At 37.2% G+C, this 14,535-nt stretch carries 17 protein-coding genes; 4 read left to right on the top strand and 13 right to left on the bottom strand.

The genetic code is table 11. The features are described 5' to 3' along the window. Nucleotides 1–201: 201 nt before the first annotated feature. The 11 genes from MKY06_RS05355 to MKY06_RS05305 form a co-directional block, all read right to left on the bottom strand. Nucleotides 202–336, bottom strand: coding sequence for a hypothetical protein (locus MKY06_RS05355; RefSeq protein WP_013055754.1), 135 nt, complete (start codon nucleotides 334–336; stop codon nucleotides 202–204). A 254-nt stretch (nucleotides 337–590) separates the two neighbouring features. Further along, the gene (locus MKY06_RS05350; protein ID WP_289911977.1) at nucleotides 591–1,268 is read right to left on the bottom strand and encodes a hypothetical protein; all 678 of its coding nucleotides are present in this window, start codon (nucleotides 1,266–1,268) and stop codon (nucleotides 591–593) included. Further along, the gene (locus tag MKY06_RS05345) at nucleotides 1,265–1,963 is read right to left on the bottom strand and encodes a hypothetical protein (protein ID WP_289911974.1); all 699 of its coding nucleotides are present in this window, start codon (nucleotides 1,961–1,963) and stop codon (nucleotides 1,265–1,267) included. Before MKY06_RS05345 ends, MKY06_RS05350 begins: the two co-directional genes overlap by 4 nt. Nucleotides 1,964–2,069: 106 nt before the next feature. Then, entirely contained in the window at nucleotides 2,070–2,438 is a 369-nt protein-coding gene (locus MKY06_RS05340) for a hypothetical protein (protein ID WP_335390110.1), read from the bottom strand. Beyond that, entirely contained in the window at nucleotides 2,439–4,052 is a 1,614-nt protein-coding gene (locus MKY06_RS05335; RefSeq protein ID WP_013055750.1) for a DUF6792 domain-containing protein, read from the bottom strand. Beyond that, nucleotides 4,045–4,728 carry a hypothetical protein gene (locus MKY06_RS05330; RefSeq protein ID WP_013055749.1) on the bottom strand — a complete coding sequence of 228 codons (684 nt, stop codon included), beginning with the start codon at nucleotides 4,726–4,728 and terminating at the stop codon, nucleotides 4,045–4,047. The genes MKY06_RS05335 and MKY06_RS05330 overlap by 8 nt, the downstream gene beginning before the upstream one ends. 263 nt (nucleotides 4,729–4,991) lie before the next feature. Further along, nucleotides 4,992–5,381 carry a PepSY domain-containing protein gene (locus MKY06_RS05325; RefSeq protein WP_029324945.1) on the bottom strand — a complete coding sequence of 130 codons (390 nt, stop codon included), beginning with the start codon at nucleotides 5,379–5,381 and terminating at the stop codon, nucleotides 4,992–4,994. Nucleotides 5,382–5,586: 205 nt separating this feature from the next. Further along, nucleotides 5,587–5,769 carry a DUF3973 domain-containing protein gene (locus tag MKY06_RS05320; protein ID WP_013055747.1) on the bottom strand — a complete coding sequence of 61 codons (183 nt, stop codon included), beginning with the start codon at nucleotides 5,767–5,769 and terminating at the stop codon, nucleotides 5,587–5,589. 229 nt (nucleotides 5,770–5,998) lie between these two features. Beyond that, complete coding sequence (galE, locus tag MKY06_RS05315; RefSeq protein WP_013055746.1) at nucleotides 5,999–6,979, bottom strand: UDP-glucose 4-epimerase GalE; 981 nt, start codon at nucleotides 6,977–6,979, stop codon at nucleotides 5,999–6,001. A 198-nt stretch (nucleotides 6,980–7,177) separates the two neighbouring features. Beyond that, a complete protein-coding gene (locus tag MKY06_RS05310; RefSeq protein ID WP_055989254.1) occupies nucleotides 7,178–8,062 on the bottom strand; it encodes a fumarylacetoacetate hydrolase family protein in 885 nt (294 codons plus the stop codon). Further along, the gene (locus MKY06_RS05305; RefSeq protein WP_289911960.1) at nucleotides 8,059–9,258 is read right to left on the bottom strand and encodes an amidase; all 1,200 of its coding nucleotides are present in this window, start codon (nucleotides 9,256–9,258) and stop codon (nucleotides 8,059–8,061) included. The genes MKY06_RS05310 and MKY06_RS05305 overlap by 4 nt, the downstream gene beginning before the upstream one ends. Before the next feature lie 203 nt (nucleotides 9,259–9,461). On the opposite strand from MKY06_RS05305, the gene MKY06_RS05300 reads away from it, so the two are divergent. The 3 genes from MKY06_RS05300 to MKY06_RS05290 all read left to right on the top strand — a co-directional run bounded on the left by MKY06_RS05300 (nucleotide 9,462) and on the right by MKY06_RS05290 (nucleotide 12,152). After that, nucleotides 9,462–10,172: a M50 family metallopeptidase gene (locus MKY06_RS05300; protein WP_029324942.1), complete on the top strand. Its 711-nt coding sequence runs from the start codon at nucleotides 9,462–9,464 to the stop codon at nucleotides 10,170–10,172. Nucleotides 10,173–10,320: 148 nt separating this feature from the next. Next, the gene (locus MKY06_RS05295) at nucleotides 10,321–11,034 is read left to right on the top strand and encodes a suppressor of fused domain protein (RefSeq protein WP_029324941.1); all 714 of its coding nucleotides are present in this window, start codon (nucleotides 10,321–10,323) and stop codon (nucleotides 11,032–11,034) included. Nucleotides 11,035–11,219: 185 nt separating this feature from the next. Further along, the gene (locus MKY06_RS05290; RefSeq protein WP_013055741.1) at nucleotides 11,220–12,152 is read left to right on the top strand and encodes an aldo/keto reductase; all 933 of its coding nucleotides are present in this window, start codon (nucleotides 11,220–11,222) and stop codon (nucleotides 12,150–12,152) included. A 37-nt stretch (nucleotides 12,153–12,189) separates the two neighbouring features. Here the strand turns inward: MKY06_RS05290 and MKY06_RS05285 are convergent, their stop codons facing one another. Beyond that, nucleotides 12,190–12,543, bottom strand: a complete 354-nt coding sequence (locus MKY06_RS05285; RefSeq protein WP_029324940.1) for a DUF4181 domain-containing protein — start codon at nucleotides 12,541–12,543, stop codon at nucleotides 12,190–12,192. A gap of 32 nt (nucleotides 12,544–12,575) precedes the next feature. Continuing rightward, nucleotides 12,576–13,445 (bottom strand): LysR family transcriptional regulator, encoded by an 870-nt coding sequence (locus MKY06_RS05280; protein ID WP_098476342.1) that lies wholly within the window; start codon nucleotides 13,443–13,445, stop codon nucleotides 12,576–12,578. 131 nt (nucleotides 13,446–13,576) lie between these two features. On the opposite strand from MKY06_RS05280, the gene MKY06_RS05275 reads away from it, so the two are divergent. Further along, nucleotides 13,577–14,251 carry a class I SAM-dependent methyltransferase gene (locus MKY06_RS05275; RefSeq protein ID WP_013055738.1) on the top strand — a complete coding sequence of 225 codons (675 nt, stop codon included), beginning with the start codon at nucleotides 13,577–13,579 and terminating at the stop codon, nucleotides 14,249–14,251. Nucleotides 14,252–14,535 lie beyond the last annotated feature (284 nt).

Below are 14,535 nucleotides of genomic sequence, written 5' to 3'. Positions count from 1 at the left end.
AGATAATTGTCCATTAAAAGTAAGATATTCCATTAGACGATTTAGGTATTTTGAGACTTTCTGGGGACTTATGATAGCAACAAAGAAGTGTTTTAGAGACTTTTATGCTTTTGATAGACAGGCTGTAAAGGATGTTTCAAAAAAGAGCGGACTCAATCTCATCTAAAACAAACAAATTGGATAAAGGAGCTGGACTGCTTGTTACACCGCGGTTGATTTCCGTGCATGGCTTCGCTTTCCGCGGGCGGCCGCTGAGCCTCCTCGTCGCTTACGCTCCTGCGGGGTCTCACCACTTCCGCTTTTCCCGCAGGAGTCTTCGCCTTGCCCTCCAATCAACCCCTAGAAGCACCTAATATGTGAAATTTACGTTTACCATATACTTAGCACAATAACCTCTTATCGTTAGTTTGTAATCATAGACAAATTGCTCGTACTGATAAATAGACGCTCGTTGGAAAATTAACGATAATAGCCCCTATAAAGCATTACAAAAAAAACATTATACCTACAGCTAATATACTAACAGCTAAAGCAAATCTTATAACTTTCTTCATTTAACTCGCTATCTCTTCTTCTCTATAAATCCCCTACTATTTCCCCTCGTTAAAATGAATATTTTTTAGCATTTTCAAAAACCATTTCTTTCTATCCATTTGATTTGTTTCTGTATTTTCTCCTACACTATCGTATATTAATTTGATTACCTTATCAGAGCTTTTATCTGCTACATATGCGACATAAAGGTTGGGTGGATTTCCTTTACTGTCATGTACTATATGTTGGTTAGTACCACGAAAATATGTATAGGCAGAATCATAATAAATTCTTGTATTAGAGGTTTCTAACTGTTTAGGTTTTTTACTGCCTAATTGTTCTTTAAATAAACTCTCTACATAAATTAATTCTGATTTTGTGTCGTTCTCCGAAAATTTAACATTGATAGCGTACGTTTGTTGATCATTTTCGTAGGGTTTAATATAAGTAGCTGACCAATTTTCATATGATTCGCCATTTCTAGTGTAATCCTCGCGGTATTTATGTAGAACTTGATACTCCTCTGGAAACCACATCGTATACTGTCCTGTCTTTGACTTAAACTCATAAAAACCATCAGCTGCTTTTTTATCTTTGTTTAAGAACTTGCGCGTAAAGTGATCATCAAAAGCTGGAACGTTAGGATAACGGCTTTCGTTTACGCCCCATATGCCGCCTATTAAAATTGCGGCTCCTACAATGACTAGAATAATAGTCTTCGTATGTTTTTTCATCCTCTTACATCTCCGTTGTTTGGCTTATTAAAATGGATGCTTTTACAAAGTTTTATAAACCACTCTTCTGTTATAGGCTCAGAGTTATCTGAACGCTCACCAATACTATCAAAAGATAGCTGAATAACTTTTTTAGAGTTTTTATCAGCTACATATGCTACATATGTATTAGGAGCATGCTTACTTTTATCATCTATAACGTATTTATCTGTCCCTCTAAAATAGATATAAGCTGATTGATAGTAGATTCGAACTTCATCTGTTTCTAGCTTTTCCGGTTTACTGACATTGAAGCGTCTCTTTAATAAACTTGATACGCTAAATTCTTCGTTTTCTTGTTTTCTCGCTTCTGAAGATGTAGCTTGTATATTGTTTATTTGGTTTTCACCTTCATACTTTTTAATAGACGAAGCCCTCCATCTTTCATAGAAATTACCGTCTCTTACATACTGTTGATTATTTTCATGCAACAGCTGGTCCTCCTCTGGAAACCACATCGTATACTGCCCTGTCTTGGACTTAAACTCATAAAACCCATCGTCCACTTTTTTATCTTTGTTCAAGAACTTACGTGTAAAGTGATCATCAAAAGCTGGGACATTTGGATAGCGGCTTTCGTTTATCATCCATATTCCACCTATTAAAATAGCTGCCCCTGTAATGATTGCGGGAAGGGTCTTCGTACGTTTTTTCATGGTCATACACTCCCTTTATTATTCTTTTGAAATAAACGGGACTTAATGTAAATTGTTCAACATATAAAAATCCCTCAGACCACTGTCTGAGGAATAGCAGTATCCCTTATGTTAATTCACTTTCATCCATTGATTCTTTATATCGAATTTCGTACTCTCTCTTATGCATATCTTTAACAGAATGCATAAAACTCATAATATGCTGAAATGCTCCAGTATCATACTGCTGAGCCCTTAGCGTATATCCCCGCTCAGCTGCTTCTAATTTACTTTTAACAGCATCAGCAAACTCACCCGTTTGGTTTTCTAAATAGCTTTTAGCATGCCAAAGCTTTTCATTTACTTCTTGATCCTTTTTGATTAACTCTTTAATCCTTTTTGCCTGCTCGTCCTTAAAGTCATCACTATCAAATTGGAACGTATATTTACCGCTCGTTGTTCCTGTGTGTGTAAAATCAAAATCAAAATCAAACAATTAAATCCCCCCTACTACTTCTTTCATGCTTTTAATATCTGAAGCTACCGATTCGTCTGCTTCCATCATCTTCTCGAAATTTTGGAAGAACGCTTCAAGAAACTTTTGATAGTATGTAACTTCCTCTTGAATAGAAGAAATAATCTCTTCAACAGGGGTAAATACACTATCGTCTAGCGAATCAAACGTTTTGTCAAACGTCACTTTTTCAGCCACACGCTTTTGTCCAAACCAAGCGAGAGTAGCTTCGTCTTTATCTGCCTTTTCCATAAATGACTGGGGAGAAGCTTCTTCTCTGGATATTTTCATTTTTAATTTTTTCTTCTTAGCTTCGAAGACTTCGTTAATTTCACTATGTAAATACTGCTTTAGTGCATTTAAGTTTGCCTCTTTGTCTTTAATGGCATTAGCACAGTAATAAACAAACTTCTTCATTTGTTCATAATCTAGCAAGATTTCTTCCTGAGATCCTGAATCAAAAACCTGATAATACGTCTTCATAGCATTAGCTTCTGTGTATTTGACAACATAATTAATTCCGTGGAGTTTTGCTTGATCTCTTTGAGATATTCCTTTATAAACCTGTGAGAACCCCCCGGGACTAGTTAGTAAATTAACTCCACCTGCTGCACCTAGAGCAACTCCAGCTTTTATCTCACCTAAATGGAGAAAAGGATACTTTTTTATATGCTCAAGGTATTGCTCACTCTTATTAGGAAGGTCGAGTAACGTTTCCTGTTTTACATGATCATTTGCAAAGCCTAAGCCACCTAGTATCGTTTTCACTCCAAGATTATAGCGAAATTGGTCTATCATATACACTGGGTTCCATTTTGCTTCTTTCTGAAAAGGATATTTTCCAATGTTAATCATTTCTTCTGTATCTAAATCTCCAAGCATGGTTACTTTATTGCCTGCATACCAGCTGCCAGGAAACGATTGTGCATGCATTGGTTCACCTTTCACCCAAGTATGGCTGATAGCAGCTTTTTGTCTCTCATAGTAGATGTTGGCTAGTTCTGTTAGCCTTTTAGCAGATATTTTATTTTCTCTGCCTACTTGATGCTCCACGTACCTTGCAAAGGTCTGATCAAGCTCCACTAGTTGCTTTACATTAACAGGTGCATCATTTAGGCCCCTTACACCTGTAAAATTCTTCGTTATCAAGCTCAATGTTACTATAAGGTGGCCTCCCAAAGAATGCCCATCGCCATATCTTTTTACTTTCACATTAGAGCCTTTTAAATTTGCCTCTACTTTTTTATACATCTTTACTGCATCGTTAATCTGTGCATTATTTTTTCCAGCCCCAACACCTAAAGCATCATAAACAACATCTCCAAAGTCCTTAGACGGCTCAGTGCCTCTAAAAATATAATAGACTTCGTTAATATTTCTTTGTTTATCATAAAAATGAATAGCAGCTCCGTCAAATCCAGACTTTTTTCCAATCCCCATCTCTGAGCTACTATAAATTTCAAAATTAGGAATTTCTCTCCCTGTATGTTTTTTGTATATCTCTTTAATTTCTTTTTCTTTATTAGATAAGTTTTTATATTCAAGTTGAGTTATTTTATTTCTTAAACTATCATCTAAAATGCATTTATCATTCATGCTTCTTTCCCTCTTTAAAATGAATACTATTCAGTACTTTTACAAACCAATCTTTTTTGTCAGATTCCCTACCAACTTGATTATTTAGACTGTCATCGAACCATAATTCTATTACTTTACTAGAATTCTTATCTGCTACGTATGCTATATATGTATTGGGAGCATGTTTATTTTTATCATAGATAACATGTTCTTCTGTTCCCTTAAAATAAAGATATCCTGTATCAAAGTATATACGTGTATTAGCTGTTTCCCACTTTTGAGGATTATTTACTCCAAACTCATCTTTAAATAAACTCTCCACGTAAATAGATTCATCATCAGGATTGCTCTCTGATAACTTTACTTGTAAATAGTTCAACTGATTTTCTTCTTTATTCTTAACTGATGAAGCTTTCCATCTTTCATAAAAATCTCCATCCCTTACATACTGTTGCTCATTTTCATGTAACAACTGATACTCCTCCGGAAACCACATCGTATACTGCCCGGTCTTCGACTTAAATTCATAAAACCCATCGTCCACTTTTTTATCTTTGTTTAAGAATTCACGTGTAAAGTGATCATCAAAAGCAGGGACGTTTGGGTATCGGCTTTCGTTTATCATCCATATTCCTCCTATTAAAATAGCAGCTCCAGCAATGACTGCAATAATGGTCTTCGTACGTTTTTTCATTGTCGCACACCCTTTTAGTTATGTTATAACCTATGTTTTATACATGTTCGATACTATCATACTTATAATGGGAGAGTCATAAGCAGAACGAATCAAAGAACCATAATTAGGAAGTGGTTATTTTTCACTATCACTTACCCTTTCTATTAAAGAAATAATTGCTTCTTCTTTTTTATTATTATTGTTACTTTTATTAATGGTTTCTCCCAATAAAGAAAACCCCACTTTCAAAAAAGTGAGGTTGATTACATAATATAAGACGTTTACTGAACGGTTCGCTCTTCTTGCGCCAGCACATCAATTTCAGCGTCAATCTTCACGCTATGGGTTTTTCCATCAAGTCCAAGAATCACAATTTCATATTGCTTGTTAGCAAGAACAACCGATTCAATAATGCCTTTATGCTGTCTTAATGCGTATGCTTTTGCACGGCTTTTGGTTAAAGGAATCGTTTTTTCTTTCAAAATACTGCCGGTTTGGGCGTTAATTTTTACTTTGTGCTCTTCTCCGTTTAACGTAAGGATGTCTACTATATAAATAGGAAGAGTGAGTATTTTACTCAGCGATATGGATTTGACAATACCTTTATATTCTTTTAATGCGAGTAGCTTTGCTTGTTCTTTCAACAAAAGTGATCGTTTTTCAGAAATCATTTGACGCCATCCTTTCTAGTTTATAAAACGGACTGCTGTTTCAATTTCTTCACGTATCATATTCTATGTATACGCCTAACATCTAGTATAGCGGGCTTGTCTTAAATTTTTCTTAATATTACATGAAAGATAGCTGAAGAAAGCTGTTTTTCACTGAAAAAACTAGACCTGGTTAGATCTAGCTTCTTATTTGTGAATGTGAATTCTACATTTTTTTCGTTTCGAATCGTTCTACGGCTCTCATTTGTTTGATTGACGGGGATTTGTGTACGCACATGCCCAGATGAACTTTTTGAAGCAAATAGGGATCAATGTAAAAACCATTTTGAAAGATGTTTTCTTTTTCCTGTTCGTCATGAAATTTGGAGCATCTTACACAGTAATACATATCATAACCTCCTTGCGGACTATTTTATAAACGGGATAGTTGTGAATGGTATATTTACCTACATCATATGGAAAAGAACAAAAGTCGTGCTTGTTTAGGGAAAATGTCCGAAAAGGAGAAGGCTTGTCCATGGGCTAAACCACTGGCTTTTCAAAATGATTATTTAGAACATAAATCAGTTTGATTGTAACAAAAAAGCCTCTTTCAAAAAGAAAAGAGGCACTTTTTATTAATTTGTTACTTTTGCGCTGTTTTGATGCCAGTTCCAAGCTGATGCGATGATTTTTTCTAATGAAATTTGCGCTTTCCAGCCTAATTCTGCGTGGATTTTATCAGAAGATGCAACTAGGCGTGCCGGATCTCCAGCGCGGCGGTCTGCCATAACGACATTCGCTTTTTTACCGGTTACTTTTTCACACGTTTCGATCACTTCTTTTACAGAGTAGCCAAGGCCGTTTCCAAGATTGTACGTTGCTGTTTTCTTCGTGCCGTCTAACAGGGCTTGAAGCGCTGAGATATGAGCATTCGCTAGGTCCGTTACGTGAATGTAGTCACGGATGCACGTTCCGTCTTCAGTATCGTAGTCTGAACCGAATACAGAGATGTTTTCACGTTCACCAAGCAGGTGCTGAAGAATGATTGGAATTAAGTGCGTTTCAGGATCATGGCACTCACCAATTTCTGCTGTTTCGTAAGCACCCGCTGCGTTGAAGTAACGAAGCACCACATATTCCATATCGTAAGCACTTGCAAAGTCAGCTAAAATCTGTTCAATCATTAACTTTGAACGTCCGTACGGATTAATTGGGTTTGTTGCCGTATCTTCTGTAATGATATCTACAGAAGGAATCCCATATGTAGCAGCAGTAGATGAAAAAATAAACTTTTTCACATTGTGCTTCATCATCGTTTGTAAAAGGGTTAACGTCGCAGCTACGTTGTTTTGATAATATTTAAGAGGATCTGTTACTGACTCCCCTACTAAACTATTAGCAGCAAAATGCATGACAGCATCAATTTTATGATTTGTGAATACGCTTTCTAAATCTTTCTCATTACCTAGATTTCCTTCTACGAATACCGCTTTCTCATCGATTGCCCAGCGATGACCCGTTGATAGATTATCAAGTACCACAACTTCATTTGTTTTCACTAATTCTTTTACTAGGTGGCTTCCGATATAGCCTGCTCCTCCGATGACTAAAATCATACTGTCAGTCAGCTCCTTTTTATTAAGTGTCGCTACAGATATCGTACCCGTTTCTTTTCCATTTGTAAATATTTCATTTTTCAGTATATGATAACGCAAATGCTATCTTTTAATTAGTATATCTACTAATTGTGAACTGAGTGTGAAGATATTCGTTTCTACTTAAAAACCCGCGCGTGTAAGCAACGGGTTTTCTTCTTAGATTTGCTGAGGCACTTTCTTCATATCTTTTACTTTATTTTTTAATGGAAGCATCCCTTCAATCTGACATTCAATACAGTCCCCGTCTTCAATAACAGCCGGTCCCGGCGTTCCGGTGAGGATGATATCACCTGGATGCAGCGTCATGACTTTTGAGAAAAATGAAACACAGTATGCGATGTCGTAAATCATATTAGACACTGTATTTTCATGCTGTACGTTTCCGTTTAGCAATGTGCGCACTTGAAGTGATTTCACGTTTGATATACTTTCTTTTGTGATAAATTCTGAGCCTATACTGCAAAATGTATCAAAGCTTTTCGCTCGCATTAAGTAGCGATGATTCGCCGCATGAATATCAGCTGCGGTTACGTCAATTGCTGACGTATAACCAGCAATTACGTTTATGGCTTCATCTGGCTCTATATCCTTACACGTTTCGCCGATTACCACCGCTAGTTCTGCTTCAGCCGTTGTTTTGTAGGACTGCTTTGGAATACGAATGCTGTCATCTGGTCCAATAATGGCGGTCGCGGGTTTTAAAAAACTAACTGGATCAATGGCACGGTCGTAGTCTTTTAGTTTTTCTTCAGAAGCCGCATAATTAAATCCAATGCCTAATAATTTCGACGGATTACTAATGATAGGAGCTGTTTTTCTGCCCTGCAAGTGCAGTAAGGGAAAAGAGCTGTTCATACCAAATTTATTATGGGCATACCATGTTTCAAGGTGGCGAAGTTCTTTATATTGAATAAGATCCCAAATTGTTGTAGACCAGTTTGTTAAATATTTAGTATTGATATCTTCTATAAGCAGAATGCTGTCATTGTCTAAAATGGCTGCTTGTTCTTTCCCTTGCTCTATTATATTTACTAATTTCATGATACGCTCCTTACCGATGCTTGAATGATACGATCGCTGTTTTCTTTTACCCAATTTAATAATTTTTCATCTTGGTTGTATCCTGCAATAAAAGATAAACCGATTGGCAAACCGTCTAGTTCTCCTGCAGGTATCGTAACTTGAGGAAGACCGCTTAGGCCGGCAATACACGTCATTTGAAGTGTTCGCAATCTTCTGTTTTCTAACTCCAGCCCTTTTGCATCTTTTACAGGCGCTGGTCCTGGAGCTGTAGGAAGTACTAATATTCCTTCTTCCCCAAGCTGTGAGTACATAAAATAGCGAAGTTCACGACGCTTTTCTTCTGTATAATTCATATTTAATAATGTAAGAGTGCTGGCCCATTGAAAGCGGCTTCCGATGTCTTCTCCAAACGTTGGATTTTCTTTTTGAATCCACTCTCCGTGCGTTTGCCAGATTTCTTTTCCTTGCAGCAGACGGAAGGTTTCCATATATGTAGAAAAACCCTGAGGAGCAATCGCTATCTCTTCTATAGTAGAGAAAGACTCCATTACGTGGTTGATAGACGGCGCAAGAGCTCGCATGCTTTGTTCATCCACAAGTTCCATCACATCTGTTGGTACATACAGCCGTGTAAATCCACTAGCACGCGACGTTGAATTCAATAAAACCGCTCCTACTTTTTGCAGAGTGTGGCCGTCTCTAGCCATTACACCAACTGTATCAAAGCTTGGAGCAAGTGGAATCAGACCGTTTGTAGAAATGCGTCCGTGAGAAGGACGATACCCAAAAATACCGCAGTAGCTTGAAGGAATTCGAACCGATCCTCCCGTATCTGTTCCAATTGCAAAATCAGTTATTCCCGCTGCCACAGCAACCGCTGATCCGCTCGAAGATCCTCCCGGAATTCGATCTGCGCTTTTTGGATTTATAGGTGTTCCGTAATGTGCATTTTCACCATTTAGTCCGTACATAAGCTCGTCGGTGTGCGTAACTCCCTTCAGTACAGCTCCTTCTTTTAAAAGAGCAGCTACTACGTCTGCATGTTCGCTTGCAGGCTGATGCGTGGCGAGCCAATCCGGATTTCCTGCACTTGATATATGTCCTTGTACATCAAATACGTCTTTTAACGCAAAACTCAAGTTATTTAACATTCCCGTTCCCGTTGGAGGTACGTAAAGATCACTGTCTACAAATGCGTTCCACGTATCTTTCATTCAACCATCTCCTCATTTCTTATATCTGTTTAGAATATAAAATTTGGAATAAGCTGGTCAATGAATGTGTCAGGTCTGTTAACATTAATATTATGTAGATCTCCCAGCTTCCCTTTCCCTAGAGAAACTAGCCGTTTTATTTCCCTTTTAGCACGTTTGCGAGTAAAGTAGAAACATATCATTTTACGAAAAGGACTATCGCGATGGAACAATCTACTACGCTTTTTTTATTTATTTTATTAGCTTTTGTGCTAACAAGAGGTATTCCATTTATAGGTTCACTTGCTCCTAGCATTAATACACTGCTTCGGCATATTGGACGTTATTTTTCAAATTTAAATACGATGTTTCATGAAGATGGCCACGCGTTAATGGGGCTTATTGTCGGAAAAGGCGTCAATCGCATTGAGCTTTATACCAATAATGAAGGTGTAGCTGTGACTGCCACCTACGCGGGATCCCGTGGATGGTTGCCGCGCGTCATTATTGCTTTAGCCGGCTACCCGTTCAGCTCAGCAATGGCTTATTTGTTTTTCTACCTGCTCGTTCACCATCACTACGACTGGCTTTTTTACGGGTTAGGAAGTGTTGTTGTTATTAATTTACTGCTTTGGGTACGTAACGGATACGGAATTGTGTGGCTTTTTTCTATCGGTTTGATCCTCGGAGGCATCTATTATCTGCAAGATCCACAGCTTATGCGCTACAGTATGATGTTTGTTGGTGCGCTGTTGCTTGTAGAATCTCTATTTTCTGCATTTATTATCTTTGTATTAAGCATTAAATATCCAAACGATGCAGGTGACGCTACGAGTTTAAAGCAGCTGACCCATCTTTCAGCACGCTTTTGGGGTTTGTTATTCTTCGCACAGGCCGTGTATGTGGCTTATTTGATTTTTCACCTGATTTATTAAAGACAAAATACTATGCTCTCCTAAGAAAACTTTGGGAATTTTATAATTTAAAGGAATAATTTACTTTCATGCACTAAATAATGGTTTACGAGTTCCCTTAATGAGGTATATATTGGGTACTATGAAGTCGTAAAGAGGTGTGGGATACTTGTCATTATTTTTAAAGTGGAAGCAAAAGAAGCAGGAAAAAGAAGTAGAGCGTGTTCTTGAGGAATCAATCTCAAAAAGAAAAGACTACTGGAACACAATTGGACATGTAGACGGAGACGTATTAACTCATTTGTTAAATCCCATGTTTTTTGGCGGACCTGCTTGGCCATCTGGACGTCAAACATTTATTCGTGTTCAAAAAACAGAGACGGTTATTCTCGCAAGCGACGGCTTGTCCGATCCGTTTCAATCCCCCGAAGAAAAGAGCCGAAAGCAAGGAAAAGGATTAGAATTCTATATCGAATGCGATGATGAATCTCTGCGCGGACCTTTATCTGATATCCAGGATCACTGGGCATTTGACCTTCTTTATCAAATGAGTCAAAATGCTGCCGCTCATCCTAATATGCTAGAACTATTCATGAAGCACGATATTCTTTCAATTGAATTTACTGATTTGGACGTACCGTCTCATTTTGTAAATGAAAATGGAGAAATTGGTGTATTGCTAGGCGTTCAGTCTCCTTCTGTTTCAGCTAGCCTCTCTTTACCTTACGAATCTATTAAACTGATTAGCATGAAGCTTCTTACACCAAACGAATTAGAGTATGTACGCGAACAAGGAGCGCAAGGACGCAGGCAGCTCGCTGAAACATTTCAGCTGTCAAAAAGTTATCATATTACCCTGACCAAAAGAGAGTCTCTTATTTAAAAGAGGTTCTTTTTTTATTTTTGCCGCTGAAGACGAAGCCCTATAGAATATAAGCGTCATTTATATGAAGCTCTAGTTCCAATACTTTTTTAAGGCTGCTTTTGATATGAGCGTACTATTTTTGATTCATGGTATATTTTGCTATAGTAAAAAAGAAGATATAAAAAAGGAGATGGACGTTAGACATGGCAGAAAAAGTACAGATTGGAAAATCCGAATTATATGTTAATCCTATTGGACTTGGAACAAACGCTGTAGGAGGACATAACTTATATCCTAACCTAAACGAAGAAGTCGGCAAGGACCTTGTTCATAAGGCGCTAGATAATGGCATAAACCTCCTTGATACAGCGTTCATTTATGGTCCAAAACGCTCTGAAGAACTAATTGGTGAAGTGCTAAAAGAACGTGGAAATCGTGAAGAAGCGGTTATCGCCACAAAAGGAGCACATAAAATTGTTGGAGATGAGGTACTGCTAGACAACTCTCCTGCGTTTTTAAAACAGTCGGTTGAAGATAGCTTAAAACGCCTTCAAACAGATTATATCGATTTATATTATATTCATTTCCCTGATAAAAACACACCAAAAGACGAAGCGGTCGGTGCGTTAAAAGAATTAAAAGATGAAGGAAAAATCCGTTCTATTGGCGTATCAAACTTCTCGTTAGATCAGTTAAAAGAAGCAAATAAAGATGGTTATGTAGACGTGGTGCAAGGGCAATATAACTTAATTCAAAGAGAAGCAGAAAACGATATTTTACCTTATACGGCTGCAAACCGCATTTCATTTATTCCGTACTTCCCGCTAGCTGCTGGTTTACTTGCTGGGAAATACGATAAAAACACAAAGTTTAATGACTTGCGCGAAGATATGCCTCATTTTATCGGGGAAGCATTTCAGCAAAATCTAGAAAAAGTAGAGCGTCTTCGTCAAATCTCTAGTGCAAAAGGCGTAGAAGTAGCTCATCTTGTTCTGGCTTGGTACTTAACGCGCGATTCAATTGATGTATTAATTCCGGGGGCAAAACGCGCTGATCAAGTACTTGATAACTTAAAAACATTAGATGTTCAGCTCACTTCTTCGGAAATTAAAGACATTGATCATATTTTTAAATAATATAAAAAGAGCTTTGCCATAGGTAAAGCTCTTTTTTCTATACAATTCCGCTGGTTAATAGAACAAAAGCCGTAAGGAAGAATCCCATCTGTACAAAGCTTGTTATGTACTCTTTGGTTTCTTGTTTATATTTCCATTCATCTATACCTTTCAGCAAAATAGCCGCAACTAAAAATAGGCAAGACACGATATAAGGCTCGACAAATATAAAGATCATATCGAGTACTAGAAAAAGAACAAAAGCTATCGTCACATATTTATCCCATCGTCCTAAAGCTAGACTTTCATACTCATATTTACCCCAAAATTTGCTACGAGGTATATCAAGCACTTTTCTTAAAATAAAATCTACTAAGACTGCTGCTGCTACTAGCATGACCAATATATACATCGCCATCTCCCCTTCCTTTTTATGGTATCATTTCAACTCGTTTCTGTTAAGGTCTCAGCCACAAAGTGCTTAAACTGCTTTGTTTCTTCTGTTTCGCCTTTTGTTACGATATACGTATGTGAAGAAGGCCGGATAATTTTTTGCTGTGAAATTACGCTTAACGTTTGATTTTCAACTTCCTTTTTCACCATAGAAAATGGCAAATAAGATACGCCTAGGCCTTCTTCAATAAAGCGCTTTGTAATTTCTACTTGCGTCACAGGAAGCAGCTGAATGTGAGGATAACAAGCCTTGATTTGAAGGAGTAAATCTTCCCAATAAACAGGATGATTATTCGTAAGGAGCCGGTAGGAAGATAACAGCTCCTGTTCCGTACGTGCTCCTGCAGAAAACGGGGCAACTAAGACTGCTTTTTCTTTATGAATTAACTCATAAAAAACGTCTGCCTGACCCGGAAGCATCCTTGTTAATCCAATATCTGACCTTCTGTCGCTGATGTCTTTTCCCACTTGAAACGAATTTGTGATATTAACCGTTACTTCAATATGTGGATATCTCTCTACAAATTGTTTGATTAGACTCGGCAAAACAGATGCTGCTATTTGAGGAGCAGCGGATATAGTCAGTTTTCGGTTATATCCTTGCTTCCATAACCTAAAATTCCCTACTCCTTCTTCATATGCTCTCACCATTTTTTGAGCATGAGGCAAAAAAAAGCGTCCTGCCTCAGTCAGCACGATATATTTACCTTTTTTTTTAAAAAGCTCATCTCCTAATTCTTGCTGCAGTCGCTGAATATGCTTTGATACAGCAGGCTGTGTTAAAAATAAATCTTCAGACGCTTGCCTGAAATTTTCATAAGAAGCCGCTATGATGAATGTTTTTAACCATTTGATCTCCATTCTCTTCTCTCCATCTCTTTCTATTCATAACAAACTGGAATCAATACTGCTTATTTTTGTTTATTTTCTTTTCTATTAAACTTCTATACGATATATGTATCTCAATATTACCAAATAAAGGAGCTGTAAAAATGAAAAATAACGTTAAAGAAAAATTTAATGCTCATGCTTCTCAGTATGATGAGCAGCGCCGCAAACTCATTCCTTGTTTTTTTGATTTTTATTCTATTCCCGTTTCGCTTCTTCACTTTCCAAAAAAGACGCTTCGCATACTTGATATGGGAGCAGGTACAGGCTTGTTTTCTTCTTTTGTTAAAGAAAAATACCCAGATGCGCATTTCACGTTGATTGACGTCTCAGATCAAATGCTTGAAAAAGCAAAGGAACGCTTTAAAAATGAACAGCATATAGAATTTATCGTATCAGATATAACAAGCTACAAATTTGAGCACTCATTTGACATTGTGATTTCCTCACTTGCTATTCATCATTTAGAAGACGAACAAAAACAAAAGCTGTATGAACAAATTTATGATTTGCTGCATACAGGAGGAATATTTATTAATGCCGATCAAGTATTAGGCCCTTCTTCTATTATCGAAGAGTTATATAAAAAAGACTGGAGCGAAAGAATTGCCGCAAGCGGATTAACTCATGAGCAAATTGAGGCTGCTCATGAACGTACGAAGTTAGATAAAATGGCAACTTTGCACGATCAGTTAAATTGGTTAACAGCAAGCGGGTTCAGCACGGTGGATTGCATCTATAAATTTTTTAATTTTGTTGTAATGTATGCTCAAAAATAACGGTTTAAAAACTACTTGTCTCTTTGCAAGTAGTTTTTTTACTCTTTCCCTCCCTATATTCGAATAAGAATATTTATCTATTTCCACAAAACTACGCATACTTCTTTTCCAGTTTCGTATATCTAATAATAGCTTCGTTCTCCTGAACTTTTGATTTTTTTGTACATAAAACCCATATAAAGTATTTTTATACTATTTTATGTCTTTTTATGGTACAAAAAATACAACTATGTTACAATATGATTACAAAACAATCTATATAACGCTTTCATTTCTTTACACAA

The sequence above is a fragment of the Priestia sp. FSL P4-0332 genome (assembly GCF_038005845.1).
GTDB lineage: Bacteria > Bacillota > Bacilli > Bacillales > Bacillaceae_H > Priestia.
The sequence above is the reverse complement of the archived record's forward strand: the minus strand, read 5'-3'. Positions and strand labels throughout refer to the sequence as shown.

Excerpts from the sequence above, each read along its gene's own strand:
- MKY06_RS05310 (WP_055989254.1), bottom strand. The coding sequence starts at position 8,062 with ATGAAATTAGTAAATATAATAGAGCAAGGGAAAGAACAAGCAGCCATT.
- MKY06_RS05345 (WP_289911974.1), bottom strand. The coding sequence starts at position 1,963 with ATGAAAAAACGTACGAAGACCCTTCCCGCAATCATTACAGGGGCAGCT.
- MKY06_RS05285 (WP_029324940.1), bottom strand. The coding sequence starts at position 12,543 with ATGTATATATTGGTCATGCTAGTAGCAGCAGCAGTCTTAGTAGATTTT.
- MKY06_RS05275 (WP_013055738.1), top strand. The coding sequence starts at position 13,577 with ATGAAAAATAACGTTAAAGAAAAATTTAATGCTCATGCTTCTCAGTAT.
- MKY06_RS05320 (WP_013055747.1), bottom strand. The coding sequence starts at position 5,769 with ATGTATTACTGTGTAAGATGCTCCAAATTTCATGACGAACAGGAAAAA.
- MKY06_RS05300 (WP_029324942.1), top strand. The coding sequence starts at position 9,462 with ATGGAACAATCTACTACGCTTTTTTTATTTATTTTATTAGCTTTTGTG.
- MKY06_RS05280 (WP_098476342.1), bottom strand. The coding sequence starts at position 13,445 with ATGGAGATCAAATGGTTAAAAACATTCATCATAGCGGCTTCTTATGAA.
- MKY06_RS05325 (WP_029324945.1), bottom strand. The coding sequence starts at position 5,381 with ATGATTTCTGAAAAACGATCACTTTTGTTGAAAGAACAAGCAAAGCTA.
- MKY06_RS05305 (WP_289911960.1), bottom strand. The coding sequence starts at position 9,258 with ATGAAAGATACGTGGAACGCATTTGTAGACAGTGATCTTTACGTACCT.
- MKY06_RS05290 (WP_013055741.1), top strand. The coding sequence starts at position 11,220 with ATGGCAGAAAAAGTACAGATTGGAAAATCCGAATTATATGTTAATCCT.
- MKY06_RS05335 (WP_013055750.1), bottom strand. The coding sequence starts at position 4,052 with ATGAATGATAAATGCATTTTAGATGATAGTTTAAGAAATAAAATAACT.
- MKY06_RS05350 (WP_289911977.1), bottom strand. The coding sequence starts at position 1,268 with ATGAAAAAACATACGAAGACTATTATTCTAGTCATTGTAGGAGCCGCA.
- galE (WP_013055746.1), bottom strand. The coding sequence starts at position 6,979 with ATGATTTTAGTCATCGGAGGAGCAGGCTATATCGGAAGCCACCTAGTA.
- MKY06_RS05330 (WP_013055749.1), bottom strand. The coding sequence starts at position 4,728 with ATGAAAAAACGTACGAAGACCATTATTGCAGTCATTGCTGGAGCTGCT.